Consider the following 24,640-nt stretch of genomic DNA (forward strand, 5'->3'; position numbering starts at 1 on the left):
GAAGGTTGAAGACCGAAACGTATATCTCTGTGGATGTCGAGGCTGATGGTCCCATTCCGGGGCCGTATTCAATGATCAGCATGGGTATGACCGTGGCCGGGCGGATGACCGGAAAGGTCTTCGAGCCGGTGGATCCGCAGACCCTCACGCTCTACGCGGAGCTGCGGCCGATCAGCGACGACCATGTGCCCGAGGCGCTCGCCGTGAGCGGGCTCGACCGGGAGACGCTGATCCGCGAGGGCCGCGACCCGGCCGAGGCGATGCGGGGGGCCGCCGCGTGGATCCGCGAGGTGTGCGGGAACAGCTCGCCGGTGCTGGCGGCCTATCCGCTCTCCTACGACTGGATGTGGATTTACTGGTATTTCATGCGCTTCACCGGCGCCTCGCCGTTCGGGCATTCGCGGTGCATCGACCTCAAGACGCTGTACGCGGCCAAGGCAGGCGTACCGATCGGCTGGGCGACCAAGCGGCAGATGCCCGAGCACCTGCGGTCCCGGCGTCCGCACACCCACAACGCGCTTGACGACGCGATCGAGCAGGCCGAGCTGCTGCAGAATCTGATGGCGTTCGACCGCCGCTGACATCGGCCACGGGGAGCACGGCGCGAACACCCGGGCCTCCCTGGCGGGCCGCCCGTCCGGACGGACCGGCTCCCCGGACGGACCGGCTCTCCGGGCCGTCCGAGTGCTCCGAGCGTCCGGGCGGGCCAACCGTCTGGGGGTCAACCGTCCGAGAGCCGGCTATCTGGGCGGGCCGGAGATGTTCAGGTCGCCGGCGTGGAAGGCGTTCTGGGTCGGCTCCAGGCCGACCTTGATCAGCGACTCCACCACGTCGGAGGCGCGGTCGACGAGGAAGGCGAGATCCTTGCGTTCGGCGGTGGCGAAGTCGCGCAGGACGTAGGCCGCGGCGTCCATCCGCCCTGGTGGGCGGCCGATGCCGAACCTCACCCGCAGGTAGTCCTTGGTCGCCAGCGACTTGGTGATCGACTTCAGCCCGTTGTGGCCGTTGTCGCCGCCGCCCAGCTTCGCCCTCAGCGCGCCGTAGGGGATGTCCAGCTCGTCGTGGACCACGACCACCCTGGCCGGGTCGACCTTGTAGAAGTCGGCCAGGGCCTTGACCGGCCCGCCGGAGAGGTTCATGAAGGACAGCGGCTTGGCCAGCACGGCGGGGACACCCGCCAGGCGGCCCTCCAGGACCTCCGCCCGCGACCTGTGCGCCTTGAACCGTCCCCCGGCTCGCGCGGCGAGCTCGTCCAGGACCATGAACCCCGCGTTGTGCCGGTTCCCGGCGTACTCCGGCCCGGGGTTTCCCAGGCCCACGACCAACCAGCGGTCCACGATCGACATCCCTTCACACGCGCGTCAGGGCGGCCCGGTCCCGGGCCGCCCTGACAGATCTAGCAGAGAAAACTACTCGGCGCTCCCGGAGCTCTCGCCCTCGGCGGCCGGAGCGGCCTCGGCCGTCTCGGCGGCCTCGCCCGCCGGCTCGGCGACCGGGGTCGGGGCGACGATGAGGACGAGCGCCTCGGGGTCTGCGGCGAGGGTCGTGCCCTTGGGCAGCTTCAGGTCGGCGGCGGTGATCTGGGTGCCGACCTCCAGGCCCTCGACGTCGACCTCGACGCCCTCGGGGATGTGGGTGGCCTCGGTCTCGACGGAGACGGAGACGAGCTGCTGGTCGAGGATGCCGTCGGCGACGTCGCCCACCACGGTGACGGGGATGTCGACGGTGACCTTCTCGCCGCGACGGACGAGGATGAGGTCGACGTGCTCCAGGAAGCCCTTGATCGGGTCGCGCTGGACCCCCTTGGGCAGGGCCAGCTCGGCCACGGCGCCCTCAAGGCGGATCAGCACGTTCGGCGTACGCAGGGCGAGCAGCAGCTCGTGACCCGGCAGGGACAGGTGCTGGGGCTCGGTGCCGTGCCCGTAGAGGACGACGGGGACCTTGTCCTCGCGACGGATCTTGCGGGCTGCGCCCTTGCCGAACTTGTCACGGAGTTCGGTGGTGATGACCACTTCGGACATGGCTGATCTCCTAGGGATCTCGGGAATCGGAAAGGTGCGCTCCCCCTCACCCGCCCTAGCGGAAGGCGTTACGAGCGCACGCAATCCCACAACCCTACCGTGTCAACGGTGACGCCAAACGCGTCGCGGTCCCGAACGCCCTCGGATGCCTCCGGAAGGGGCCTCACCGCGCTCCGGGAACGGGAAGGAGGACCGTCCCCGGGAACGCGCGCACGGCGGTTTCCCGGGGGACGGGACGGGGTGTCAGCTGTCGCCCTCGAAGAGGCTCGTCACCGAGCCGTCGCTGAAGACCTCGTTGATGGCGCGGGCGATCAGGGGGGCGATCGACAGCACGGTGAGCTTGTCGAACCTCTTCTCCTCGGGCAGCGGCACCGTGTCGGTGACGATGACCTCGGAGATTCCGGAGTTCTTCAGCCGGTCGACCGCGGGGTCGGAGAACACCGCGTGGGTGGCGGCCACGACCACGTTGGTCGCGCCCTGCTCGTACAGCGCGTCGGCCGCCTTGCAGATCGTCCCCGCGGTGTCGATCATGTCGTCGATCAGCACACAGGTCCGGCCCCGCACCCGGCCGACGACCTCGTTCACCTTCACCTGGTTGGCCACGTCGAGGTCGCGGCGCTTGTGGATGAAGGCGAGCGGGGTGCCCAGCGTGTCGGCCCAGCGCTCCGAGAGCCGCACCCGGCCGGTGTCGGGCGAGACGACCGTGGTGGTGGCGAGGTCGAGCTTGTCCTTGAGGTAGTTGACCAGGACGGGCATCGCGAACAGGTGGTCCACCGGGCCGTCGAAGAAACCTTGGATCTGGGAGGTGTGCAGGTCGATCGACATCAGCCGGTCGGCCCCGGCCGTCTTGAACATGTCGGCCATGAGGCGGGCGGTGATGGGCTCGCGGCCCCGGCCCTTCTTGTCCTGGCGGGCGTAGCCGTAGAACGGCATGATCACGGTGATCCGTTTGGCGGAGGCGCGCTTGAGTGCGTCCACCATGATCAGCTGTTCCATGATCCACTGGTTGATCGGCCAGGTGTGGCTCTGCATGACGAACGCGTCGCAGCCGCGGACCGACTCCTGGTAGCGGGCGTAGATCTCCCCGTTGGCGAAGTCGCGCAGCGTGGTCGGCGCCGCGTCGACCCCGAGGTGGCTCGCCACCGCGTCCGCCAGCTCCGGGTGCGCGCGTCCGGAGAAGAACATCAGGTTCTTCTCACCGGTCTTCTTGATGCCGCTCATGCCGTCCCCCTCGACTGAGAGCCCGCCGATGCCCGCGCGACGCCGCCGTGCCCACCGGACTGCCCACCGGGCCGCCCACCGGGCCGCTCGCTTCGCTCACTCACGTCTGGCTCCCCTGCTGTTCCCCGGCCTCGGCGGCCCGTAGCGCCGCCTCGGCCGATCTGGTGCCCGCGCGCCTGCGCGCGACCCACCCTTCGATGTTGCGCTGCCGCGCGCGCGCCACCCCGATCGCTCCCGGGGGGACGTCTCCGTCGATGACCGAGCCCGCGGCCGTGTACGCGCCGTCGCCGATCGTGACCGGCGCGACGAGCATGGTGTCGCACCCGACGAAGGCGTTCTCTCCCACCGTCGTGTGGTGCTTGTTGACCCCGTCGTAGTTGACGAAGATCGCCGAAGCACCGATGTTGGCGCCCGCACCGATCGTGGCGTCGCCCACGTAGCTCAGGTGTGGCACCTTGGCACCCTCACCGACCTGCGCGTTCTTCATCTCAACGTACGTCCCCGCCTTCGCCTTTCGAGCCAGGACCGTGCCGGGGCGCAGGTAGGCGTACGGCCCGACCAGGGCCTCGGGGCCGATCACGGCGTCGACGCAGACGGCGTTGCGCACCAGCGCGCCCTCTCCGACGATCGTGTCGGTCAGGGTGCTGGCGGGGCCGATCTCCGCGCCCCCGGCGACCGTCGTGCAGCCGTGCAGCTGGGTCCCGGGATGGATCACCACGTCCGCTTCGAGGATGACGTCGGCGTCGACCCATGTGGTGGCCGGGTCGATCACGGTCACCCCGGCCCGCATGTGGGCCTCCAGCAGGCGCGCGTTGAGCACCTTGCGGGCGAACGCCAGCTGCACGCGGTCGTTGACGCCCTCCACCTCCACGTAGTCGGCCGCGATGTGCGCGCCGACCCTGTGGCCGTCCTCCCGCAGGATCGCGAGGACGTCGGTGAGGTACTCCTCGCCCTGGGCGTTGGAGGTGGACACCCGCTTGACCGCGTCGGCGAGCAGGAGGCCGTCGAAGGCGTAGACGCCGGAGTTCATCTCCTTGATCGCCCGCTGCGCGGGGTTCGCGTCCTTCTCCTCGACGATCTCCAGGACCGCTCCCGAGGCGTCGCGGACGATCCGGCCGTAGCCGCGCGGATCGGGGACCTCGGCCGTCAGCACGGTGACGGCGTTGCCGTCCTCCCCGTGCCGTTCGAGCAGGGCGGCGAGGGTCTCGGCGCGCAGCAGCGGCGTGTCGCCGTACGTCACCAGGACGGTGCCGTCGATGGTGCCGGTCGCCTCCAGTGCGGTCCTGACGGCGTGGCCGGTGCCCTTCTGCTCGGTCTGGACGACGGTCCGCGCGTCGGGATCGGCCCCGGTCAGGTGCGCCTGGACCCGCTCCCTCTCGTGGCCGATGACGACGACGAGCCGCTCGGGTTCGAGGTCCCTGGCGGCGGCGAGCACATGGTCGACCAGGGCGCGGCCGCACAGCTCATGGAGGATCTTCGGTGTTCTCGACTTCATCCGGGTGCCCTCGCCTGCGGCGAGGACGATGACGGCTGCCGGGCGCGGCACACTCACGGACGAGGCTCCCTCGGCGTCGCGACTGAGACATGGCGAAGCGTGGTGACGGACGGCTACCCCGGGGGGCGGCGTCCTCACCTGCTCGACACCGTGAGGATACATTCCCCCCCGGGAAGCCAGTCAGCCGACCAGCCGAGGAATAAAGCAGACAGAAATGGATTGCTCCGGCACCAGGACTCGAACCTGGACAACAAGGACCAAAACCTTGCGGGCTGCCAATTACCCAATGCCGGACCGGTCGGGCGATCGGGACGGAACCCGTACGCCCGGCACCCCTACGATACAGAGCCCGCACCGCCGAACGCGCCCCGTTTTGGCACCCGCTTCCGCGACCCGCCCCCGCGGCCCGCACAACCGGGCACGCGCTCGGTCGCCCGATCCCCCCGGGCATCCCGGACGCCTCAGGGGACACGAACCCCCCGGGCGTCACCGGCTTCACGGGCGGGCGCACGCGGCATCCTCGTTTAGCAGGTCAGCCGAGGGTAGAACAAGTGATGGACCCGCTACGGAGTGAATCCCAGAGAGTCATGTTCCTGACATTAGGCGCTTAGGTGTTCCTAACTTACGATTGCGTAGGTTACGGTTGCGTAGCCGGACATGAGTCCTTGCCTTTTCCGAGCCACCGCGAGGTAGCGCATGACCCTCATCGAAGAGCGCCCTGCTCAGGGCCCAAAACCTGACATCGACCCCGAGCGGAAGACCCTGCCCGAGATCATCACCTTCGGGGTGGTGGTCGGCGCCCCGCTGATCGCGCTGGTCGTGGCCATCCCGTTCGCCTGGGGGTGGGGGCTCGGCTGGTCCGACGTCATCATCGCGAGCGTCTTCTACGTGGTCACCGGACTGGGCGTCACCGTCGGCCTGCACCGCCACTTCACGCACGGTTCGTTCAAGGCCAAGCGCCCGCTGAAGATCGCGTTGGGCATCGCCGGCAGCCTCTCCATGGAGATGTCGGTGCTCGACTGGGTGGCCACCCACCGCAAGCACCACAAGTTCTCCGACAAGGAGGGCGACCCGCACTCGCCGTGGCGCTTCGGCACGGGCTTCGTGGCCGTGGCCAAGGGTCTGCTCTGGGCACACATGGGCTGGCTGTTCGAGGCCGACAGGGCCAACCGCGAGAAGTACGCGCCCGACCTGGTCAAGGACCCGGACATCATCAAGCTGCACAAGCTCTTCCCCGTGCTGGCGATCACCACGATGGTGATGCCCGCCCTGCTGGGCGGCCTGCTGACCTGGTCGTGGTGGGGCATGGCGACCGGCTTCTTCTGGGGCACGCTGGTCAGGATCGGCCTGCTGCACCACGTGACCTGGTCGATCAACTCCATCTGCCACGTCTTCGGCGAGGAGGCCTTCGAGTCGCGTGACAAGTCGCGCAACGTGTGGTGGCTCGCCATCCCCTCCTTCGGCGAGTCCTGGCACAACCTGCACCACTCCGACCCGACCTGCGCCCGGCACGGCGTGTTGAAGGGGCAGATCGACCTCAGCGCGGGCGTCATCCGCTGGTTCGAGAAGGCCGGATGGGCCTACGACGTGCGCTGGCCGACGCCCGAGCGCCTCGCCGCCAAGCGCATCGCCGCCTGACCCGGGGTTCGGGTCCCGTCCGGGAGCGGGGGAACGCCATTATTAGAGACGTGAGCGAACCCCGACGGCGCATGTCAGGTAAGGAACGCCGGGAACAGCTGATCCAGATCAGCAGGACCCTGTTCGCGGAGAAAGGGTTCGACGGCACATCGGTCGAGGAGATCGCGGCGACCGCGAACGTCTCCAAACCGGTGGTCTACGAGCACTTCGGCGGTAAGGAGGGCGTGTACGCGGTCGTCATCGACCGGGAGATGCAGAAGTTACTGAGCCTGGTGACCGAGGCGCTGTCCGCCTCGCACTCGCTGATCAAGCTGGAGAGGGCGGCTCTCGCCCTGCTGGCCTACGTGGAGGAGAACAGCGAGGGTTTCCGCATCCTCGTCCGTGACTCGCACGCCGCCTCGGGGACCGGCACGTTCGCCAGCCTGATCAACGACATCGCCAGCCAGGTCGAGGACGTCATGGTCGACGAGTTCGTCGAGCGAGGCTACGACCCCCAACTGGCTCCCATGTACGCCCAGATGCTGGTCGGCATGGTGGCGCTGACCGGCCAGTGGTGGCTGGACGTGCGCAGACCGGCGCGCGAGGAGGTCGCCGCCCACCTGGTCAACCTGGCCTGGAACGGTCTGACCGGCCTGGATCCCAACCCCCGGCTGACCGCGGCCTCGCGCGGCCTGGAGCACCGGCTCGCCCATCCCCAGCCGCGCCCGTCCGAACCCCACCCGTCCGGCCCCCGGCCGCGCGCCACCGGGCCGGAGCCGAAAGAGCCGGAGCCTCCCCCGGAAGAGTCGCCGCCCCTGACGGAGAAGGAGATCCGGGAGCTGGAGAAGGCCCGCGAGCGGGAGCTGAAGAACCAGGAGAAGCTGCGCGAGCGCGAGCTCAAGGAGCAGGAGAAGGCCCGCGAGCGCGAGCGGCGCGAGGCCGAGAAGCTCGCCAAAGACCTGGAGAAGATCCGGCTCCGCGAGCAGCGGGAGCTGGAGAAGGTGCGCGAGCGGGAGTATCGGGAGCAGCAGCGGCTGCTCAGGGAGCAGGAGAAGGCCCGCGAGCGGGAGCTGCGAGATCTGGAGAAGGCGCAGCTCAAGGAGGCCAGGGCCGCCGGCGACGGCCGCAGGCACGCGAGCTCCGTCGATGCGGGGCGGGAAAAGCTTGAACCAAGTGAGTAAGCAACAGCGCTCGTTGAGACGAAGTTAACGTTCCGTTCAACCAAAGCGGGCATTCTGGTCATATGTCCGCTGAACTCGTTCGCCCGGCCCCCGATGGGCTCTCTCTACCCCAGGAACGCTTCCTCAACCGGGAGGAGAGCTGGCTCCAGTTCAACCAGCGAGTCCTGGAGCTGGCGGAAGATCCGTCACTGCCCCTGCTCGAACGGGTTCGGTTCCTCGCCATCTTCGCCAGCAACCTCGACGAGTTCTTCCGCGTGCGGGTGGCCGGGTTGAAACGACGGATGGCCACCGGCCTGCTGCTCCGCACGAAGAGCGGGCTGAAACCGCGTGAAGAGCTGGCGAGGATCGCGGCCATCGCCAACGACCTCGCGCAGCGGCAGTCGGCCTGCTTCCACGAGCGGATCTGCCCGCAGCTGGGCGCCGAGGGCATCGAGATCGTGCGCTGGGACGATCTGGGCCGCGACGAGCGCAGCGAGATGCGCAAGCTCTTCAGGGAGCGGATCAGGCCGGTGCTGACGCCCCTCGCCGTCGACCCCGCCCATCCCTTTCCGTACATCTCGGGCCTGTCCCTGAACCTGGCCGTCACCGTCCGCAACCCCTCGACGGGCAACACGGTCTTCGCCAGGGTGAAGGTGCCCAGCCAGCTCCCCCGCTTCGTCACCGCCTCCAGGGACCGCTTCGTCCCGCTGGAGGACGTGATCGCCGCCCACCTCGGACAGCTGTTCAAGGGCATGGAGATCGTCGAGCACCACGTCTTCCGGGTGACCCGCAACGAGGACCTCGACGTCGACGAGGACGTCACGGAGAACCTCATGCAGGCGCTGGAGCGCGAGCTGCTCAAGCGCCGCTTCGGCCCCCCGGTCCGGCTGGAGGTCGAGGACACCATCACGCCCGAGGTGCTCGACCTGCTGGTGGACGAGCTGGGGGTCGCCGAGCACGAGATCTACCGGCTGCCGGGGCCGCTGGACCTGACCGGGCTGCACGCGATCGCCGACCTGGACCGGGGCGAGCTGAGCTTCCGCCCGTTCGTGCCCGCGGAGGTCGTGCACGTCGAGGACGACATCTTCGCGGTGTTGCGCGAGCGGGACGTGCTGCTGCACCACCCGTACGACTCGTTCTCCACGAGCGTGCAGCGGTTCATCGAGCAGGCCGCGGCCGACCCTGCCGTGCTCGCCATCAAGCAGACGCTCTACCGCACCAGCGGCGACTCGCCGATCGTGGACGCGCTGATCGACGCCGCCGAAGCGGGCAAGCAGGTCGTCGTGGTGGTGGAGATCAAGGCCAGGTTCGACGAGCACGCCAACATCACCTGGGCGCGCAAGCTGGAGCGGGCCGGATGCCACGTGGTCTACGGCGTCGTGGGCCTGAAGACCCACTGCAAGCTCGCCCTGGTCGTGCGCCAGGAGCCCTCGGGCGAACTGCGCAGCTACTGCCACATCGGCACGGGGAACTACAACCCCAAGACCGCCAGGCTGTACGAGGACCTCGGCCTGCTCACCGCCGACCGGCTGGTCGGCGAGGACGTCACGGACCTGTTCATCCACCTCACCGGCTACTCCAACCACTCGGCCTACCGGCGGCTGCTCGTCGCCCCGCACTCCATGCGCGGCGGTCTGCTGGCCAGGATCGAGCGGGAGATCTCCCACCAGGAGGCGGGACGGCCGGCCAGGATCAGGATGAAGACGAACTCCCTGGTGGACGAGCCCATCATCGACGCCCTCTACCGGGCGTCACAGGCCGGCGTACCGGTGGACCTGTGGGTGCGCGGGGTCTGCACGCTCCGCCCCGGTGTCCCCGAGCTGTCGGAGAACATCAGGGTGAGGAGCGTCCTGGGCCGGTTCCTCGAACACTCGCGGATCTACGAGTTCGGCCACGGCCGGCGCCCGGAGATCTGGATCGGCAGCGGTGACATGATGCGCCGCAACATCGAACGCAGGGTGGAGACGCTGGTCAAGGTCTCCAGCCAGCAGCAGCGCAACTATCTCAGCGACCTGCTGGACCGGGCCATGTCGGACGACACCGCGACCTGGTGGCTCAACTCCGACGGCACCTGGACCCGGCACCCCGGCGACGACCTGCAGACCTATCTGATCGGCACCCGCAGGTGGAGAGCGATCGATGACTGAGCACGGCCCCCACCCGGACGACATGATCCACGCGGCCGGGGCGGTCATCTGGCGCGGCTCCCCCGACGCGCCGGAGGTCGCACTCGTCCACCGGCCCAAGTACGACGACTGGTCGTTTCCCAAGGGGAAGCTGAAGCGCGGTGAGCACCCCGTCGCCGGCGCGCTGCGGGAGGTGGCCGAGGAGACGGGCCTCACCGTGGAGTTCGGCCGGTCGCTGCCGTCGAGCCACTATTTCAAGGGCGGGCGGCCCAAGCGGGTCGACTACTGGCTGGCCAGGATGGTCTCCGAGGGCGGTCGCACCGACACCCGCGAGGTCGACGGCGTGGCCTGGCTACCGGTGGAGGAGGCCGCACGGCGCCTGACCTACGAGTGGGACGCCGGACTGCTCCGCGCACTCGGCGAGGCGCAGGCGCCCCTCGCGACCACCCCGCTCGTGCTGGTACGGCACGCCCTGGCGGGAAACCGGCAGGACTGGAAGGGCGACGACGACGACCGGCCGCTCGACGGGCGCGGGCGCGGGCAGTCCGAGGTGCTGGCGAGCGTGCTGGGCGCCTTCCGCCCCGCGGAGCTGGTCAGCTCACCCAGCAGGCGGTGCGTACAGACCCTGGAGCCGTACGCCGAGCGGGCCGGCCTGCCGATCCGGCTCGAATCCGTCCTGTCGGAGAACGGTTACGACTGCCGGGCCTCCCTGTGCCTGGCCACGGAGGCGATGGCCTCGAACCGGCCCGTCGCGCTCTGCAGCCACGGCAAGGTCCTGCCCGAGTTGATCGCCGGACTCGACGAACGGGCGGGTGGCACGCGGCTGGCCAAGGGCGCGTTCATGGTGCTGCACCACACCGGCGGCGACGTCGTGGCCGTGGACGCCTACGACGTCTGACGGCACGCCGGAGGCGTCGGCCGTCCCTCCATGAGGGACCTCGTGCCGCCGGAGCTCACCGTGGCCGAGACGCCGGGTGGGGACGGCCGGGTGAGGTCGTCCCCACCCGGCCGTCCCGTCAGAGGATTTTCGCGACGGCGGCCCTCGTCTCCTCCCAGATCCGGGGGAACTCCTCCCACGCGCGCGCGGCCGCGGCCCGCTCCACGCCGGTCAGCACGCCATAGGTGAACGTGTCCTCCCCGACGAGGCGGGCGTTTCCGGCCTCGGCCGCGAGCCGCTCCTGCGCGACGACGCCGTCCATGTGACTGCCCAGCACCTCCTGGACGTCCTCCGCCCACTTGGCCAGCTTCTTCATGCCGATCACCTCGGCGGTGTAGCGGGCCTGCTTTGCCGCCTTGCGCACGTCGTGCATCGCGATCTCGCGCTCGGACTCGTCCTCGACGGCCTGGGCGGTGTCGTAGATCCTGGTGACCCGGCGCCAGCTCTTGGCGGCGACGACCTCCAGGGTCTCGGCGGGCTTCTTCGCGGCCTTGGTGAGCACCGGAGTGCCGGTCAGGTCGTCGAGGGCGTCGAGCAGGGCGAAGTAGCGTTCCCCGCCCATGAGGTCCCTGATCCGGTCGAGGGCCTCGTGTTCGTCGTCCAGCAGGTCGGAGCTGAGCCTCGCCCTCACCGGGCCCACGATCAGCGCGTCGTCCAGGCTGTCGAGCCTGCGCGCGAACCGCTCACGGATGACCTCCAGGTCACGTGCCTCACCGAGGACCGCGCCGAGCCACTTGAGCTCCTTCCTGAGGTCGTCGGTCCCCTCGACGACCGCCTTGAACGACTTCAGCGCGCTGCGGAGCCGCCGGGCGGCGACGCGCATCTGGTGCACGGCGTCCTCCTCCGCCTTCCTGACCCGGGGGTCCTGGGCAAGCAGCACACCGACCTGGGAGGTGAGGTAGCCGAGGACGACCTCGCCCGCCGACCCCGGAGCGGTCTCGGCGCGCGGATGCTCCGAGACCGCTCCGGCGCCGCCGAGCAGGCGCGCGAGCTTGCTCGCCGAGTCGGCGGGGACGGCACCCGCCTTGCCCAGCCGCTTGCCGACCTTCTTCAGGAGCTTCTCCTCACCCTGGAGCAACTCCGCCTCCACCTCGCGCCAGCGCTCGACGTGGGGTTCGTCACCGAGCACGGTGCCCTTGACCCGGTCGTCGGCGATCTCGACCAGCCCCACCCCGGCGCCGTTGACCAGGGTGGTGACGGAGCGGCGGGTGTCCAGCTCGGCGATGGGCGCGAGCGGGGCGCCCCGGGTGTAGGCGAGCACCAGGTCCGCCAGCTCGACAGGGACGATCTTGGCGCTCCGGGTCAGCGGGTGGGTGATCTCCTGCCGGACGCCCTTGGCCTTGGGAAGTTTGAGGTGCCAGCCCGGATCGGTGCCGCCCCTGCGCCTGCGCAGGGTGATCCCCCGCGCGGCGAGCCTCAGATCGGGCGTGTCGAAGTAGAGGGCGACCAGCTGGTGGGTTTTCGGCCCCACCACCCCGGTCGAACCCGGCAGGCCCGTAAGGTCCGGCAGCCGGTAGTCCACCGGCACGTCGAACTTGTCCTCGATCTCTATTCCCACAGGTCATCCCCAGATTTGCCCAGATATCTACCATGTCTTCGCAGTATTTATTGATGCCCTGTCATCCGTCCAGGAACCCCAACCATCGCCGTAACCAGGACGCCACCGCTGTCCGGGCTACCGGGGTGCCTCATGGTGCTCCCGTACCGTGAGGGGGCCTGGCTTCTCGAAGTGGAACTCCAGAAGTTCGCCACGAAGTTCGCACGATCGCCTCCCTACGCCGAGAACCGCTGGTCTACCGGCGGCATGGCCTCGGATGCAGGTACGGATCAAGGGCGTACGTTCGCGAATCGCATCCCAACGGTCATTTCCCGGCGACCGCGAAGATCCGGCGGAAGGGGAAGACCGTGCCGGACGGCTCGGGCGGGTAGGCCTCGCGGAGTACGGCGGCGCAGTCGGCGAGGAAGGCGGTGGCCTCGGCGGGATACAGGCGGTCGAGCATGGGGCGCAGGGCGGTGCCGGTGATCCAGGTGAGCACGGCGTCGTCACCGGGCAGGACGTGCAGGTAGGTGGTCTCCCAGGCGTCCACCCGGCAGCCGAGGCCGGCGAGCAGGCCGAGGTACGCGGCCGGGGCGTCGACCGGGGAGGGCCCGACCAGGTCGCCCAGCCGGTCGCGCCACGTGGTGCGGCACAGCTCGCGGATCAGGGTGTGGCTGGGGGCGTCGAAGTTGCCGGGCACCTGGAAGGCGAGCCGGCCGCCGGGGGCGAGGGCCTCCACCCAGCGCGGCAGCAGCTCGCGGTGCTCAGGCACCCACTGCAGGACGGCGTTGGACACGATCACGTCGACCGGACGCTCGGGGCGCCACGTCGTGACGTCGTCGACGGAGAAGCTCAGCGAACCGCCTGCGGGAGCTTTCTCGATCATGGCGGGCGAGGAGTCGAACCCGTGGACCCGGGCGTCCGGCCACCGCCTCGCGAGCTCGGCGGTGAGCTCACCGGTGCCGCAGCCCGCGTCGACCACGTAACCGGGGCGCTCCGCGGCTATCCTGGAAACAAGATCGAAGAACGGTCGCGAGCGCTCGTCGGCGTAGCGACCGTAGATCCGGGGATCCCACATATCTCTTGACATCAAGACAAGTGATATCCGGCAAGATATCTCGATGTCAAGACAGATAGACTCGCGCCATGACCCAGCACCACTCGGAGCACGGCTCCGGGCGTCCCTCCGCCACGAAGGACGAGACCGTCGCGGCCGACGCGGCCGACGCGGCCGCCGGGGATCCCGACCAGGACCCCGACAGGAACCTCGCCCGGGATCCTGACAAGGACCTCGGCCAGGATCCCGCCCCGGACTCCGGCCGAAACCTTGACCGGGGCTCCGACAAGCACCTCGATCGAGACCTCGGCCAGGATCCCGAGAAGGACCTCGACAAGGACGAGGTCGACCTGCTGGTCGCCGCCTGGCGCCAGGAGCGCCCCGACCTCGACGTGGAGCCGCTCCAGGTGCTCAGCCGGGTCTCCCGGCTCGCCCGCCACCTCGACCGCGCCCGCCGGGCCTCCTTCGCGGAGCACGACCTGGAGACCTGGGAGTTCGACGTGCTCACCGCCCTGCGCCGGGCCGGGGAGCCGTACGAGATGAGCCCGGGAGCCCTGCTCCGCGCGACGCTGGTGACCTCGGGGACGATGACCAACCGGATCGACCGCCTGGCCGCGGCCGGGCTGGTCAAGCGGCGCCCCGACCCCGAGGACCGGCGCGGTGTCCTGGTCTCCCTGACCGACGCCGGGCGGACGCGGGTGGACGGAGCCTTCGCCGACCTGCTGCGCCGCGAGCGCGATCTCCTGTCGAGCCTGGGAAAACGCGAACAGCAGGCCCTCGCGGACCTGCTGCGCACGCTGCTCGTCCCTTTTGACGCCACCGACACCGGAGTACGTTGATCGTTCATGCCCTCCGGTGAAGATCCAAACCTGAGGTCTTCCACATGGTGAGCGCCGCTGGTTTGACCTTGACGCTGCGTCAACTTCTAGCATCGGGGCCATGTCGATCACTGTTCTTGACACCTACTCCGCCATGCGGCGGATTCTGCTGGCCCCGGTCGCGGACCGCGTTGGCCTGCTGCACTCGATGCTGGAGCCCAACAAGGGTATGTACCGCTACAACCCCGGCGAGGTCGACCTGGTTGCCGTACACCGCGAAACGTCCGGATTCCCCATCGACCGCGACGAGGAGCGTTGCCTCGACGCGCTTGAAACCCTGGCGGCGGCCGGGGCCTGGGAGCGGATGGAACGCGCGCTCGACGACGCTCTCGCCGTACTGCTGGAGGCGACGCCGGGGCTGGAGACCCCGGACATCACCGTGCTGTTCGTCCTCGGCGATCCGGGTGACGAACACTTCATGGGTCCCTGCAAAGGATTGACCGGGTTCGGCGGCATCTCGGGCCACATCGCCATCACGTTCTGGCCCTTCCCCGAGAACGTGGAGCGGCTGGAGGCCACCGCCGTACACGAGCTGCACCACAACCTGCGGTGGAGCCCGGGCGGGGTCGTGTGGGACCCGATGACCGTCACGGTCGGCGAGCACATCGTCGGCGAGGGCCTGGCCGACGCCTTCGCCCGTCAGCTCTACGGCGACGAGCTCGGCCCCGCCCGCATCGGCGTGCCACACCTGCACGACGACGAGGTCTTCGGCAAGGTGCTCACCGGGCTCGACGTGACAGGCATGCAGAACTTCACCGCATGGGTGCACGGCGACCCCAGCGCCGAGCGCTTCGGCCTCACCCCGGTGGGACTGCCGATGGGCGCGGGGTACGCCGCGGGCAACCGGCTGGTCGACACCTACCTGGCGGCGACCGGGCAGACGGCGGCGCAAGCCCTGCACGCCGACGCCTCGGAGATCATCGCAACCACGCTGCGCCACGGGTAACACTGGAACCGTGACTCCTCCGCTACACGCTCGGGCCTGGGCGGCCCTCCCGCTCCCGATTCCCCCGTCGCCCGAAGACGACGGTCCCCTCGGGAGGAACTGATGGAGTGGACGATCCAGGAACTCGCGGCGAGGGCCGGCATCACCAGCCGCACCCTGCGGCACTACGACCGCGTCGGACTCCTGGCCCCGTCCCGGGTCGGCACGAACGGGTACCGCTACTACAACCCCACCGCGGTCGCCCGGCTACAGCGGATCCTGCTCATGCGCCGGCTCGGCATGGGCTTGCCGGCCATCGCCGAGGTCCTGGCCGAGGAGGTGGACACGCGCGACGGGCTCCGCGCCCACATCGCCGCGCTGGAAGAGGAACGAGACCGCGTCGAACGGCAGATCCGGTCTGTGCGTCACACGCTCGAAGCCCTGCTGGCGGGGGCGGAACCGCAGATGGACGTCATGCTGGCGGGGTTCAACGACCACTACAAGGACGAGGTGATCTCACGCTGGGGCGAGCGCGCCTTCCAGGTGAGCAACGACTGGTGGCACGGCAAGACCCTTGACCAGCAGCGGGCCTGGAAGCAGGCCGCAGAAGACCTCGTCGCCGCATGGGTCGCCGCAGTGAGGACCGGGGTTTCTCCGACGTCGGAACACGCTCAGTCGCTGGCCGCCCGGCACGTCCGGTGGCTGAGTCAGATCCCGGGCACCCCCACCGCCGAGGGCGACCAGGAGCGCTCGATCGAGATGGTGAACGGCATCGGGGACATGTTCGTCGACGACCCCCGCTTCGCCACCATGTACGACGACGAGGCGGGGGCGACGTTCGTCCGCGACGCACTGCAGGCGTACACGCGGACCCGGATGTAGCTCGGGTGGCTCGCGGAAACGACCGATCGGGCGATCCGACCGCCCCCGTCTCCTCGGAGCGGCAGCCATGCCTAGTCACCCAGGCGGTCGGCCAGCTCCAGCCACTCGCCCTCGATCGACTCCTTCTCCGCGAGGATCTCCTTCAGCTGCGCGTCGAGCGAGGCGAGCCGCTCGTAGTCGGCGGCGGCGTCGGCCATGGACGCGTGCAGCTTCGCCTCGCGGCCACTCAGCTTGTCGAGCTGGCGCTCCATCCTGGAGAGCTCCTTGCGGAGGTCGCGCTCGTCCTTCGCGGACAGGCCGGGAGCCGTCTCCTTCGCGCCGGTGGACGAGGTCGCCGACGCCGTGCCCGACACCGCGCCGGACGCCGCCCGCGCGGACAGGGCCGCCCCCGAGGCCCGGCGGGCCAGGTATTCGTCCACGCCGCCGGGAAGCATCGACAGCTTGTGGTCGCCGAGCAGGGCGACGGTCCTGTCGGTGACCCGCTCCAGGAAGTAGCGGTCGTGGCTGACCAGGATCAGCGTGCCCGGCCAGCCGTCGAGCAGGTCCTCAAGCTCATTGAGCGTCTCGATGTCGAGGTCGTTGGTCGGCTCGTCGAGCAGCAGCACGTTGGGGTCGTCCATGAGGAGGCGGAGCAGTTGCAGGCGGCGCCGCTCGCCACCGGACAGGTCGCCGACGACCTTCCACTGCGCGTCACCCTTGAAGCCGAGGCGCTCAAGCAGCTGGGAGGCGGTCCACTCCTTCTTGCCGACCTGGATGAACTTGCGGACCTCCTCGACGGTCTCCAGCACCCTGCGCTCGGGGTCGAGCTCGCCCAGCTCCTGCGACAGGTGCGCCAGACGGACCGTCTTGCCGCGTACGAGCCTGCCCGAGTCGGGGTGCACGGTGCCGGCGAGCAGGCGGAGCAGCGACGACTTGCCCGACCCGTTCACGCCGATCAGGCCGATCCGGTCGCCGGGACCGAACTGCCAGGTCGTGTGGTCGAGGACCATCGGGCCCTGGCCGGGGCCTCCGGCGTGCAGGGTCACGTCCTCAAGGTCGTAGACCGTACGGCCCAGCCGGGCGGCGGCGAACTTGACCAGCTCGACGCTCTCCCTGGCGGGAGGCTCGTCGGCGATCAGCGCCTGGGCGGCGTCGATGCGGAACTTCGGCTTGGAGGTGCGCGCGGGCGGGCCCCGGCGGAGCCAGGCGATCTCCTTGCGCATCAGGTTCTGGCGGCGGGCCTCCGCGGAGGCGGCGATCCGGGCGCGCTCGGCCTTGGCCAGCACGTACGCGGCGTACCCGCCCTCGTAGCGCTCGACCGCGCCGTCCACGACCTCCCACGTCCTGGTGGAGACCGCGTCCAGGAACCACCGGTCGTGGGTCACGACCACCAGCGCGGTCCTGCGGCCCGCCAGGTGCCTGGCGAGCCAGTCGATCGCCTCGATGTCGAGGTGGTTGGTGGGCTCGTCCAGGATGATCAGGTCGTGCTCGTCGATGAGCAGCTTGGCCAGGGCCGTGCGGCGCCGCTCACCGCCCGACAGGCTCCCCGCGGGCGCCGTCAGGTCGATGTCGCCGAGCAGGTTGGCGAGGATCTCGCGGATGCCCGCGTCACTTGCCCATTCGTGCTCGGACCTGTCGCCGAGGACGATCTCGCTCACCGAGCGCACCGGGTCGAGGTCGTCGCCCTGCGACAGCGACCCCACCTGGAGCCCTCGGTTGTGGGTGACCCGTCCGCTGTTCGGCTTGAGATCACCGGCTATCACCGAGATCAGGGTGGTCTTGCCGCCGCCGTTGCGGCCGACCACGCCGATGCGATCACCCGCCTCGATGCCGAGGGAGACGTCGCTGAGCAGGGGCTTGGGACCGTAGGAGTGGGAGACCGACTCAAGATTGACCAGATTCATCGCCACACAAGCGTATCCGCTCCCAGCCGGCGCGACCCCCGCGGGGAGAACGGCTCCCGCCCGCGCGACCGTCGCCGAGAGGCGGACCCCGTCTTCGGCTGTCTTCGGCTGTCTTCGGCTGTCTTCGGCTGTCCTCGGCTGCCCTCGGCTGCCCTCGGCGGTCACGCCTCCTGTGACCACGAGCGGTTACACGATCACTGGACCGGGGACGGGGCCGTGGGCGGTGATGACGTCGCGTGCCACCCCGGCGTCCTTCAGGGAGGCGGCCAGCTCACCCGCGTGGGACTCGGAACGGGCCAGGAAGGCGCAGGTGGGACCTGAACCGGAGACCAGCGAGCCGAGAGCCCCGTGCTCACGGCCGGCCTCCAGGGTGCGGGCCAGGGATCCGCGCAGCATCACGGCGGCGGGCTGCAGGTCGTTGCGGAGCTCGGCGCCGAGGGTTTCCGCGTCCCCCTCGCGGAGCGCGGCGAGCAGCGGCTCGGCGGCCCGAGGCCAGGCGACCCGCTCGCCGGTCGCCTGGCGGAGGCGGTCGCACTCGGCGTAGACCGTGGCCGTGGACAGGCCGCCGTCGGCGAGCGCGAACACCCAGTGGAAGTCTCCCTCGACCTTCAGCGGGGTGAGCCGCTCGCCCCTGCCGGTGCCGACGGCCGTACCGCCGAGCAGCGCGAACGGGACGTCGCTGCCGATGTCGGCGGCGATCTCCATCAGGTCCTCAAGCGGCAGGCCGAGGCCCCACAGCTCGTTGCAGGCGACCAGGGCCGCGGCGGCGTCGGCGCTGCCGCCCGCCATGCCGCCCGCCACCGGGATCGACTTGCGGATGAGCAGGTTCACGCCGTACGAGCGGCCCGCGTGCCCGGCGAGCGCGAGGGCGGCCTTGATCGCGAGGTTCTCGCGGTCCTCGGGCACCTGGTCGGCGGACTCGCCCTCCACCCGGACACTCATCCCCACCTTCGCGGTGGCCGTGACCTCGTCGAAGATCGAGACGGCGTGGAAGACGTTGACGAGGTCGTGGTAGCCGTCATCCCGCAGCGGCCCCACGGCGAGCTGCAGGTTGACCTTCGCGGGCACGCGGACGGTCACGGAGTCCATGCGTCCCCCATAAGAGCTCGCTCACTGGTCACGACGTCAGATGGTAACGGGATCCCTGCGCGGTGCACACGAACGGACCGGCGAATCACATCACGCACCGCTCTCCGCCCCGCTTTCCTTCGTACCATGCTCGGCGATCCGCGCGAAGTCCTCGACGGTGAGCTGCTCGCCGCGTTCCGAGGGGTCGATCCCCGCGGCCCGCAGCGCCCGCTCGGCGGCGGAGGCCGTACCCGCCCAGGAGGCGAGGGCGGCGCGGAGGGTCTTGCGGCGCTGGGCGAAGGCGGCGTCCACCACCGCGAAGACCTCCTCGCGGGTCGCCACGGTCGTGGGCGGCTCCCGCCTGACCATCGCGACCAGGCCGGAGTCGACGTTGGGGACCGGCCAGAAGACCGTGCGGCCGACGGGACCCGCCCGGCGGACGTCGGCGTACCAGGCGGCCTTGACCGAGGGGATGCCGTACACCTTGGAACCGGGGGCGGCGGCGAGCCGGTCGGCGACCTCGGCCTGCACCATGATCAGGACCTTGCTCAGCGACGGCTGCGTCTCCAGCAGGTGCAGCACCACCGGAACGGACACGTTGTAGGGGAGGTTCGCGACCAGCGCGGTCGGCCTCTCCTCGGGCAGGTCCGCAGGCAGGACGCGCATGGCGTCGGCGAGCACCACGGTGAGGCGGTCGGCGAGCTCGGGGGCGTGGTCGGCGACGGTGAGCGGCAGCTGGGCGGCGAGGACGGGGTCGATCTCCACGGCGATCACGCGGCGGACCTCGGGAAGCAGCGCGAGCGTGAGCGATCCCAGCCCCGGACCGACCTCGATGACGACGTCGTCCGGCTCAAGCCCGGCCACCCGCACGATCTTGCGGACCGTGCCCCCGTCGATCACGAAGTTCTGGCCGAGCTTCTTCGTGGGACGAATATTGAGCTTGTTCGCCAAAATACGTATTTCCGCTGGACCGAGAAGGTTCATGCTGGTTCCCCGCACGCCCGCTCACGGCCGGCACCCATCGGCCCGCTGGGGTCTTTGGCTCGTTCGCCGTGATTACTCAAGGTTGTTCTCCCATGCCATCCGACCAGTTTCCCGCACAGAAGGCGATGCGAGGACTTTCGATGAAGCGTGAGAGGTTCCGTTGTGGATAACGTTGCCGTACGGGGGCCCGACGGTGAGAAAGGGAATCTTCCCGGTGAAGAGGACGTGAACCAGCCCGGTGTCGAAGGGCTGCGCCCCGCCGACCCTGAGCGGATCGGGAGTTACCGCCTGCTCGGACGTCTCGGCGAGGGCGGGATGGGAACCGTATATCTGGCGCTGGCGCCGACGGGACGGCCGGTCGCGCTCAAGGTGGTGAAGGCGGAGTTCGCGATCGAGGACGGCTTCGCGGCGAGGTTTCACACGGAGGTCGAGAACGCCCGCAGGGTGGCCTCGTTCTGCACCGCGCAGGTGCTGGACAACGGCAACGACGACGACGGCCGCCCCTACATGGTCACCGAGTACATCGCGGGCACGCCGCTGTCCCGCCAGATCATCGAGCACGGCGCCCTGGAACAGGGAACCCTGCACGGCGTGGCCCTGGGGGTGGCGGCCGCTCTGGCCGCGATCCACGTCGCCGGTCTGGTGCACCGGGATCTCAAGCCCGCCAACGTGATCCTGTCCATGTCGGGACCCCGCGTGATCGACTTCGGCATCGCCAGAGCCCTCGACTCCACGCACAGTTTCACCCGCTCGGGCGAGGTGCTCGGCAGCCCCGGCTGGTGGGCCCCCGAGCAGGTGCGCGGTCTGGAGATCACCCCGGCCGCCGACGTCTTCGCCTGGGGCTGCATGGTCGCGTACGCGGGCAACGGCCGCCACCCCTACGGGCGGGGCGACATGATGACCATGGCGACCCGGCTGCTCACCACCCCACCCGACCTGGGCGCGCTTCCCGCCCCGCTGAACGACCTGGTCCGCCGCGCGACCGAGATGGACCCCTACCAGCGGCCCAGCGCCCAGGACCTGCTGATCGCCCTGGTCGGCGGCGGGATCGCGGCACCGGCCGCTCCCGCGCCCGTGCGGGCCGACCCGCCCACGCTGATCGCGACCGACCTGCTGAACGAGTCGTGGGAGCCGCCTTCCAATGTGGAACCCGACTCCACCCAGACCCTCAGCGCACTGAACCTGGGGACGGGGTTCGCCGACCCGGCGACCGCACCGACTCCCATCCCCGGCCCGATCCCCGCCCGGCGTCCTGCGGACCCACCCTCAGGGCCGGCCCCGTCCGCCCCCGGCGCGGCTTTCACCTCGGCGCCCCCGGAGGCACCGGGATCCTCGGCACCCGGTCCATTCACCGCAGCCGGTCCGTCCACGACACCGATGGACCCCGCGTCCCGGACGACACCGGCGCCCCTCCCAGCGGCGACCGCGTCACCGGACTCCCGGACGGCAGCGGAGCCGACCCCGCCGCCGAATCCGCTCCCGTACCCCATGCGGACCGAGTCCACGACATCACCGTCGCCCCCGTTCACGAGCCCGCTGCAGGCCAGGCCGTCCGGGCAGGAACCGGGCGCAGCACCGGGCCGGACGCCGGGGCAGGCACCCGCCGCCCTGCCCTCGTCGCCACCGTCGCCACCGTCGCCCTCGTCGCCCTCGTCGCCCTCGTCGCCCTCGTCGCCCTCGACCGGCCTCCAGACCCCGTCCGGATCGGGCGAGCCGGACCCCGCGCGGTCCGCCCCCCGGCGGCGCTGGTTGTTCGCCGGACTGGCCGTGCTCGCGGCGCTCGCCGTCACGGTCGTCGTCCTGCTGAACACCGGTGGGGGAAACGCGACCAACGGCGCGGGGCAGGCGTCGCAGGACGCCACCGGCGAGACCGGCAACACCGGTGACCTCGCCGGCACCGGCGACACCGACGTGGGCCGCATGATCACAACCGGCTCCCTCATCGAGGACCCGCGGCTGATCATCCCGCGGACCCCGAGCTGCGGGCTCACCTCGTACCAGGGCACCGCCCCGGCGCGCGGCCGGTTCTGCACGATCCCGTTCACGCTGATCAACACCGGCGGGGAGTCGGTCCCGCTCGACGGCACTCCGGTCACGCTGATCGACGATCGCGGCGCGACGCACACCTCCGAGGAGACGTCGACGGCCATGCCCGCCGCCCTGGCCCCGGGGGCGAAAGTCGACGGCGTCCTCGTCTTCGACCTGCCACCGGCCCGCAAGCCCGCGAAGCTGACCGGTGTGGTCATCAAGGGAGGCAGGAACATCGAGGTGAGGTTGTCATGAGGCTGCTGCTCCCCCTCGCGGCGACGGCCGCGATCGCGTTCGCCTCCACCGGGTCCGCCGAGGCGCTCACCGCACCCGGTGGGATCCTCGCGGCCGGAACCGCCGCCTCGCCCGCCGACTGCACCGGGGCGGGCATGAGCGACTTCAACGGCGACGGCCTGGAGGACGTGGCGGTCGGCGACCCGTTCGCCAACCCCGGCGGGCTGGCCGGGGCGGGGGCCGCCCACATGCTCTTCGGCAGGGGAGAGAGCGGGAAGGCCGTGACCGTCCCCGAGACGAAGGCGGGAGACGGCTTCGGGTGGTCGGTGCGGCTGGCCAAGATCGACGGTGACGGCTGCGCGGACCTGCTCGTCGGCGCCCCGTACGCGGACGTGGCGGGCGTCGAGGACGCGGGCGCGGTCTACGTGGTGTACGGCGGCCCAGGGGGCAGGACGGTCCGCCTGGTCGCCCCCGAACCCGAGGCCGACGCCCACTTCGGCTGGTCCCTCACCTCCGGCGGGACGATGGTGGCGGTCGGGGCCCCGCACGAGGACGCCGACGGTACGGCCGACTCCGGCGCGGTCTACCTCTTCGACACCGCGACGCTCGGCACGGGCCGGCGGATCTCCCAGGAGACCGAGGGGGTGACCGGCAACGGCGAGGTCGGCGACATGTTCGGCTGGTCACTCGCGATCGGCAGGCTCGGCGGCGCCGCGGACGAGCCGGATCTGGCGGTCGGGGTGCCGTACGAGAACGACGACGGGGCGGGCCGCCAGGTCGACGCGGGCAAACGCGACTCGGGGTCGATCGCGGTGATCTACGACGTGCGGGAGCCCAAGGAGGAGTACGGGAGCAGGAAGTGGGACCTTCGTGAGGTGGCCAGGTCCGAGACGGGCGACCGGTTCGGCTACGCGATGGCCTACGCCGAGCGGGACGACGTCGGCTACCTCGCGGTGAGCGCACCGCTCGGCGACGGCGGGGCGGTGAAGAACTCCGGCCTCGTCCAGCTGTTCCAGTCCTCGGGCACCCAGGCGATCACCCCTCTCGCCACCCTCCACCAGGGTTCGGAAGGGGCTCCGGGCGAGGGCTACGGATTCTCGCTCGCGTTCACCGGCGAGGGAGGCGGAGGGGAGGTCAGGCTCGCGGTGGGCGTACCCTTCGACGCCGACGGCCAGGGCGGCGTGCGTCTGATCACGATGGGCGAACAGGGGCCGGGCGGGCTGATCACCCAGAACGGGGCGGGTGACCACTTCGGCTGGTCGGTCGGGTTCAGCGGCAACCGGCTGGTCGCGGGGGCGCCCGACAGGGGAGGCGCGGGAGCGGTCGTCCTGCTGGGCCGCAACGACACCGAGGGAGTCCCGCTCTCGCCGGGCGCAGGCGGGATTCCCGCCCTCGAAGGTGCCGCCTCCGCCGACTTCGGTGCCTCCGTGGGCTGAGACTCCCGGCCCGGACGCCCCGTGAGCCGGGAGCAGGCGGGCTCGGGCCCGTCTCCGGCCGGGATGGACGGCTCGGGACCCGGGAGGACCGAGAGCACAAGGGTTACGGGCCTGCCCCTGGTCTGGAACGGACGGGTTCCACGAGGACCCGGCGCGGATGGGTTCGGGACCCGCTGTCGGCGGGGTCCGAGCCTTGGTCACCAGGAGCCGAAGACGGTCTCCCCGTTGGCGCTGACGGCGGTGGCGAGCTCGGTGAGGTCGGCCCCCTTCACCTCGGCGAGGCAGCGCAGCGTGAGCGGTATGAGGTAGGGCGCGTTGGGTTTGCCCCGGTGGGGGGTGGGCGGCAGATAGGGTGCGTCGGTCTCGACGAGGATCAGCTCTCGCGGCGCGACCCGCGCGGCCTCACGGAGGTAGGCCGCGTTCTTGTAGGTCACCGGACCGGAAAAAGACATGAAATATCCGGCATCGACGCACTGCTTCGCCATCCCGGCGTCACCGGAGAAGCTGTGGAACACCACGACCTCGGGAGCGCCCTCCTCGGCCAGCACGCGCAGCACGTCGTCGTGGGCCTCGCGATCGTGGATCACCAGGGCCTTGCCGGTCCGCTTGGCGATCTCGATGTGCGCGCGGAAGCTGGCGTGCTGGTCGTCCTTTGACGCCCAGTCTCGGTAGTAGTCGAGCCCGGTCTCCCCCACCGCCCTGACATGCGGCAGGCGGGCCAGTCGCTCGATCTCGGCGAGGGTCTCCGGCGTCGAGGCGTGCGCCTCGTTGGGGTGGATGGCCACCCCGGCGTAGACGTCCGCGTGGAGGGCGGCCGTCTCGGCGTTCCAGCGCGAGGACGGCAGGTCGTAGCCGATGGTGACGAGCCGCGTCACGCCGACGGCGCGGGCCTCGTCGAGGATGCCCTCGACGCTCGCCCGAGCCGCCTGCGCGGCCTGGGCCACCGGGTCACCGGAGGACGCCTGGCGGTTGCCCACCATGATGTCCAGGTGGCAGTGGCTGTCGAACACCTCTGCTGGCAGGGGCTTGGGCGCGGCGGGAAGGTTCGGCGTGCTCACGGCGTCCAACCTACCGAGAAGCGGGCACGGCCCGCGCCCACCGAGCGGCCCCTACGGCCCTCGTCCGCCGAGAGACGACGGCCCGCGCCCGGA

At 70.4% G+C, this 24,640-nt stretch carries 20 protein-coding genes and 1 tRNA gene; 10 read left to right on the top strand and 11 right to left on the bottom strand.

Annotated elements, in window-relative coordinates; all coding sequences use genetic code 11:
- Positions 1–80: 80 nt before the first annotated feature.
- The gene (locus ACIBH4_RS05700; protein ID WP_362509341.1) at positions 81–581 is read left to right on the top strand and encodes an exonuclease; all 501 of its coding nucleotides are present in this window, start codon (positions 81–83) and stop codon (positions 579–581) included.
- Positions 582–740: 159 nt separating this feature from the next.
- On the opposite strand, the gene pth is transcribed toward ACIBH4_RS05700, so the two are convergent.
- The 5 genes from pth to ACIBH4_RS05725 form a co-directional block, all read right to left on the bottom strand.
- A complete protein-coding gene (gene pth, locus ACIBH4_RS05705; protein WP_362509339.1) occupies positions 741–1,346 on the bottom strand; it encodes an aminoacyl-tRNA hydrolase in 606 nt (201 codons plus the stop codon).
- Between the two features lie 63 nt (positions 1,347–1,409).
- The gene (locus ACIBH4_RS05710; RefSeq protein ID WP_362509336.1) at positions 1,410–2,021 is read right to left on the bottom strand and encodes a 50S ribosomal protein L25/general stress protein Ctc; all 612 of its coding nucleotides are present in this window, start codon (positions 2,019–2,021) and stop codon (positions 1,410–1,412) included.
- Between the two features lie 243 nt (positions 2,022–2,264).
- The gene (locus ACIBH4_RS05715; protein ID WP_362509333.1) at positions 2,265–3,242 is read right to left on the bottom strand and encodes a ribose-phosphate diphosphokinase; all 978 of its coding nucleotides are present in this window, start codon (positions 3,240–3,242) and stop codon (positions 2,265–2,267) included.
- Positions 3,243–3,342: 100 nt separating this feature from the next.
- Complete coding sequence (glmU, locus tag ACIBH4_RS05720; RefSeq protein ID WP_362769503.1) at positions 3,343–4,794, bottom strand: bifunctional UDP-N-acetylglucosamine diphosphorylase/glucosamine-1-phosphate N-acetyltransferase GlmU; 1,452 nt, start codon at positions 4,792–4,794, stop codon at positions 3,343–3,345.
- A gap of 165 nt (positions 4,795–4,959) precedes the next feature.
- Positions 4,960–5,031 (bottom strand) — tRNA-Gln (locus ACIBH4_RS05725).
- A gap of 402 nt (positions 5,032–5,433) precedes the next feature.
- On the opposite strand from ACIBH4_RS05725, the gene ACIBH4_RS05730 reads away from it, so the two are divergent.
- From ACIBH4_RS05730 to ACIBH4_RS05745, 4 genes are all read left to right on the top strand, one after another.
- A complete protein-coding gene (locus tag ACIBH4_RS05730) occupies positions 5,434–6,375 on the top strand; it encodes a fatty acid desaturase (RefSeq protein ID WP_362509326.1) in 942 nt (313 codons plus the stop codon).
- A 50-nt stretch (positions 6,376–6,425) separates the two neighbouring features.
- Entirely contained in the window at positions 6,426–7,535 is a 1,110-nt protein-coding gene (locus ACIBH4_RS05735) for a TetR family transcriptional regulator (RefSeq protein WP_362769501.1), read from the top strand.
- A 62-nt stretch (positions 7,536–7,597) separates the two neighbouring features.
- The gene (locus ACIBH4_RS05740) at positions 7,598–9,661 is read left to right on the top strand and encodes an RNA degradosome polyphosphate kinase (protein ID WP_362509320.1); all 2,064 of its coding nucleotides are present in this window, start codon (positions 7,598–7,600) and stop codon (positions 9,659–9,661) included.
- Complete coding sequence (locus tag ACIBH4_RS05745) at positions 9,654–10,538, top strand: NUDIX hydrolase (RefSeq protein ID WP_362509317.1); 885 nt, start codon at positions 9,654–9,656, stop codon at positions 10,536–10,538. Before ACIBH4_RS05740 ends, ACIBH4_RS05745 begins: the two co-directional genes overlap by 8 nt.
- 118 nt (positions 10,539–10,656) lie before the next feature.
- Here the strand turns inward: ACIBH4_RS05745 and ACIBH4_RS05750 are convergent, their stop codons facing one another.
- Together ACIBH4_RS05750 and ACIBH4_RS05755 are read right to left on the bottom strand one after the other, a co-directional pair.
- Positions 10,657–12,135: a CYTH and CHAD domain-containing protein gene (locus ACIBH4_RS05750; protein WP_362769498.1), complete on the bottom strand. Its 1,479-nt coding sequence runs from the start codon at positions 12,133–12,135 to the stop codon at positions 10,657–10,659.
- 304 nt (positions 12,136–12,439) lie between these two features.
- Positions 12,440–13,204, bottom strand: coding sequence for a trans-aconitate 2-methyltransferase (locus tag ACIBH4_RS05755; RefSeq protein ID WP_362769495.1), 765 nt, complete (start codon positions 13,202–13,204; stop codon positions 12,440–12,442).
- 317 nt (positions 13,205–13,521) lie between these two features.
- On the opposite strand from ACIBH4_RS05755, the gene ACIBH4_RS05760 reads away from it, so the two are divergent.
- The 3 genes from ACIBH4_RS05760 (at position 13,522) to ACIBH4_RS05770 (ending at position 15,856) form a co-directional block, all read left to right on the top strand.
- A complete protein-coding gene (locus ACIBH4_RS05760) occupies positions 13,522–14,010 on the top strand; it encodes a MarR family transcriptional regulator (protein WP_362510038.1) in 489 nt (162 codons plus the stop codon).
- 100 nt (positions 14,011–14,110) lie between these two features.
- Complete coding sequence (locus ACIBH4_RS05765) at positions 14,111–14,995, top strand: DUF2268 domain-containing putative Zn-dependent protease (RefSeq protein WP_362509308.1); 885 nt, start codon at positions 14,111–14,113, stop codon at positions 14,993–14,995.
- 102 nt (positions 14,996–15,097) lie between these two features.
- Complete coding sequence (locus ACIBH4_RS05770) at positions 15,098–15,856, top strand: MerR family transcriptional regulator (protein ID WP_362769493.1); 759 nt, start codon at positions 15,098–15,100, stop codon at positions 15,854–15,856.
- 71 nt (positions 15,857–15,927) lie between these two features.
- On the opposite strand, the gene ACIBH4_RS05775 is transcribed toward ACIBH4_RS05770, so the two are convergent.
- From ACIBH4_RS05775 to rsmA, 3 genes are all read right to left on the bottom strand, one after another.
- Positions 15,928–17,739, bottom strand: coding sequence for an ABC-F family ATP-binding cassette domain-containing protein (locus ACIBH4_RS05775; RefSeq protein ID WP_362509302.1), 1,812 nt, complete (start codon positions 17,737–17,739; stop codon positions 15,928–15,930).
- Positions 17,740–17,925: 186 nt separating this feature from the next.
- The gene (locus ACIBH4_RS05780) at positions 17,926–18,828 is read right to left on the bottom strand and encodes a 4-(cytidine 5'-diphospho)-2-C-methyl-D-erythritol kinase (protein WP_362509298.1); all 903 of its coding nucleotides are present in this window, start codon (positions 18,826–18,828) and stop codon (positions 17,926–17,928) included.
- A gap of 90 nt (positions 18,829–18,918) precedes the next feature.
- Entirely contained in the window at positions 18,919–19,791 is an 873-nt protein-coding gene (gene rsmA / locus ACIBH4_RS05785; RefSeq protein WP_362509295.1) for a 16S rRNA (adenine(1518)-N(6)/adenine(1519)-N(6))-dimethyltransferase RsmA, read from the bottom strand.
- 225 nt (positions 19,792–20,016) lie between these two features.
- Between rsmA and ACIBH4_RS05790 the strand changes: the two genes are divergently transcribed.
- Together ACIBH4_RS05790 and ACIBH4_RS05795 are read left to right on the top strand one after the other, a co-directional pair.
- The gene (locus tag ACIBH4_RS05790; RefSeq protein WP_362769490.1) at positions 20,017–22,074 is read left to right on the top strand and encodes a protein kinase; all 2,058 of its coding nucleotides are present in this window, start codon (positions 20,017–20,019) and stop codon (positions 22,072–22,074) included.
- Complete coding sequence (locus ACIBH4_RS05795; protein WP_362509289.1) at positions 22,071–23,489, top strand: FG-GAP-like repeat-containing protein; 1,419 nt, start codon at positions 22,071–22,073, stop codon at positions 23,487–23,489. Before ACIBH4_RS05790 ends, ACIBH4_RS05795 begins: the two co-directional genes overlap by 4 nt.
- 197 nt (positions 23,490–23,686) lie before the next feature.
- On the opposite strand, the gene ACIBH4_RS05800 is transcribed toward ACIBH4_RS05795, so the two are convergent.
- Positions 23,687–24,547, bottom strand: coding sequence for a TatD family hydrolase (locus tag ACIBH4_RS05800; protein WP_362509286.1), 861 nt, complete (start codon positions 24,545–24,547; stop codon positions 23,687–23,689).
- Between the last annotated feature and the right edge of the window lie 93 nt (positions 24,548–24,640).

The organism is Streptosporangium sp. NPDC050284 (assembly GCF_044459525.1).
Lineage (GTDB): Bacteria > Actinomycetota > Actinomycetes > Streptosporangiales > Streptosporangiaceae > Streptosporangium.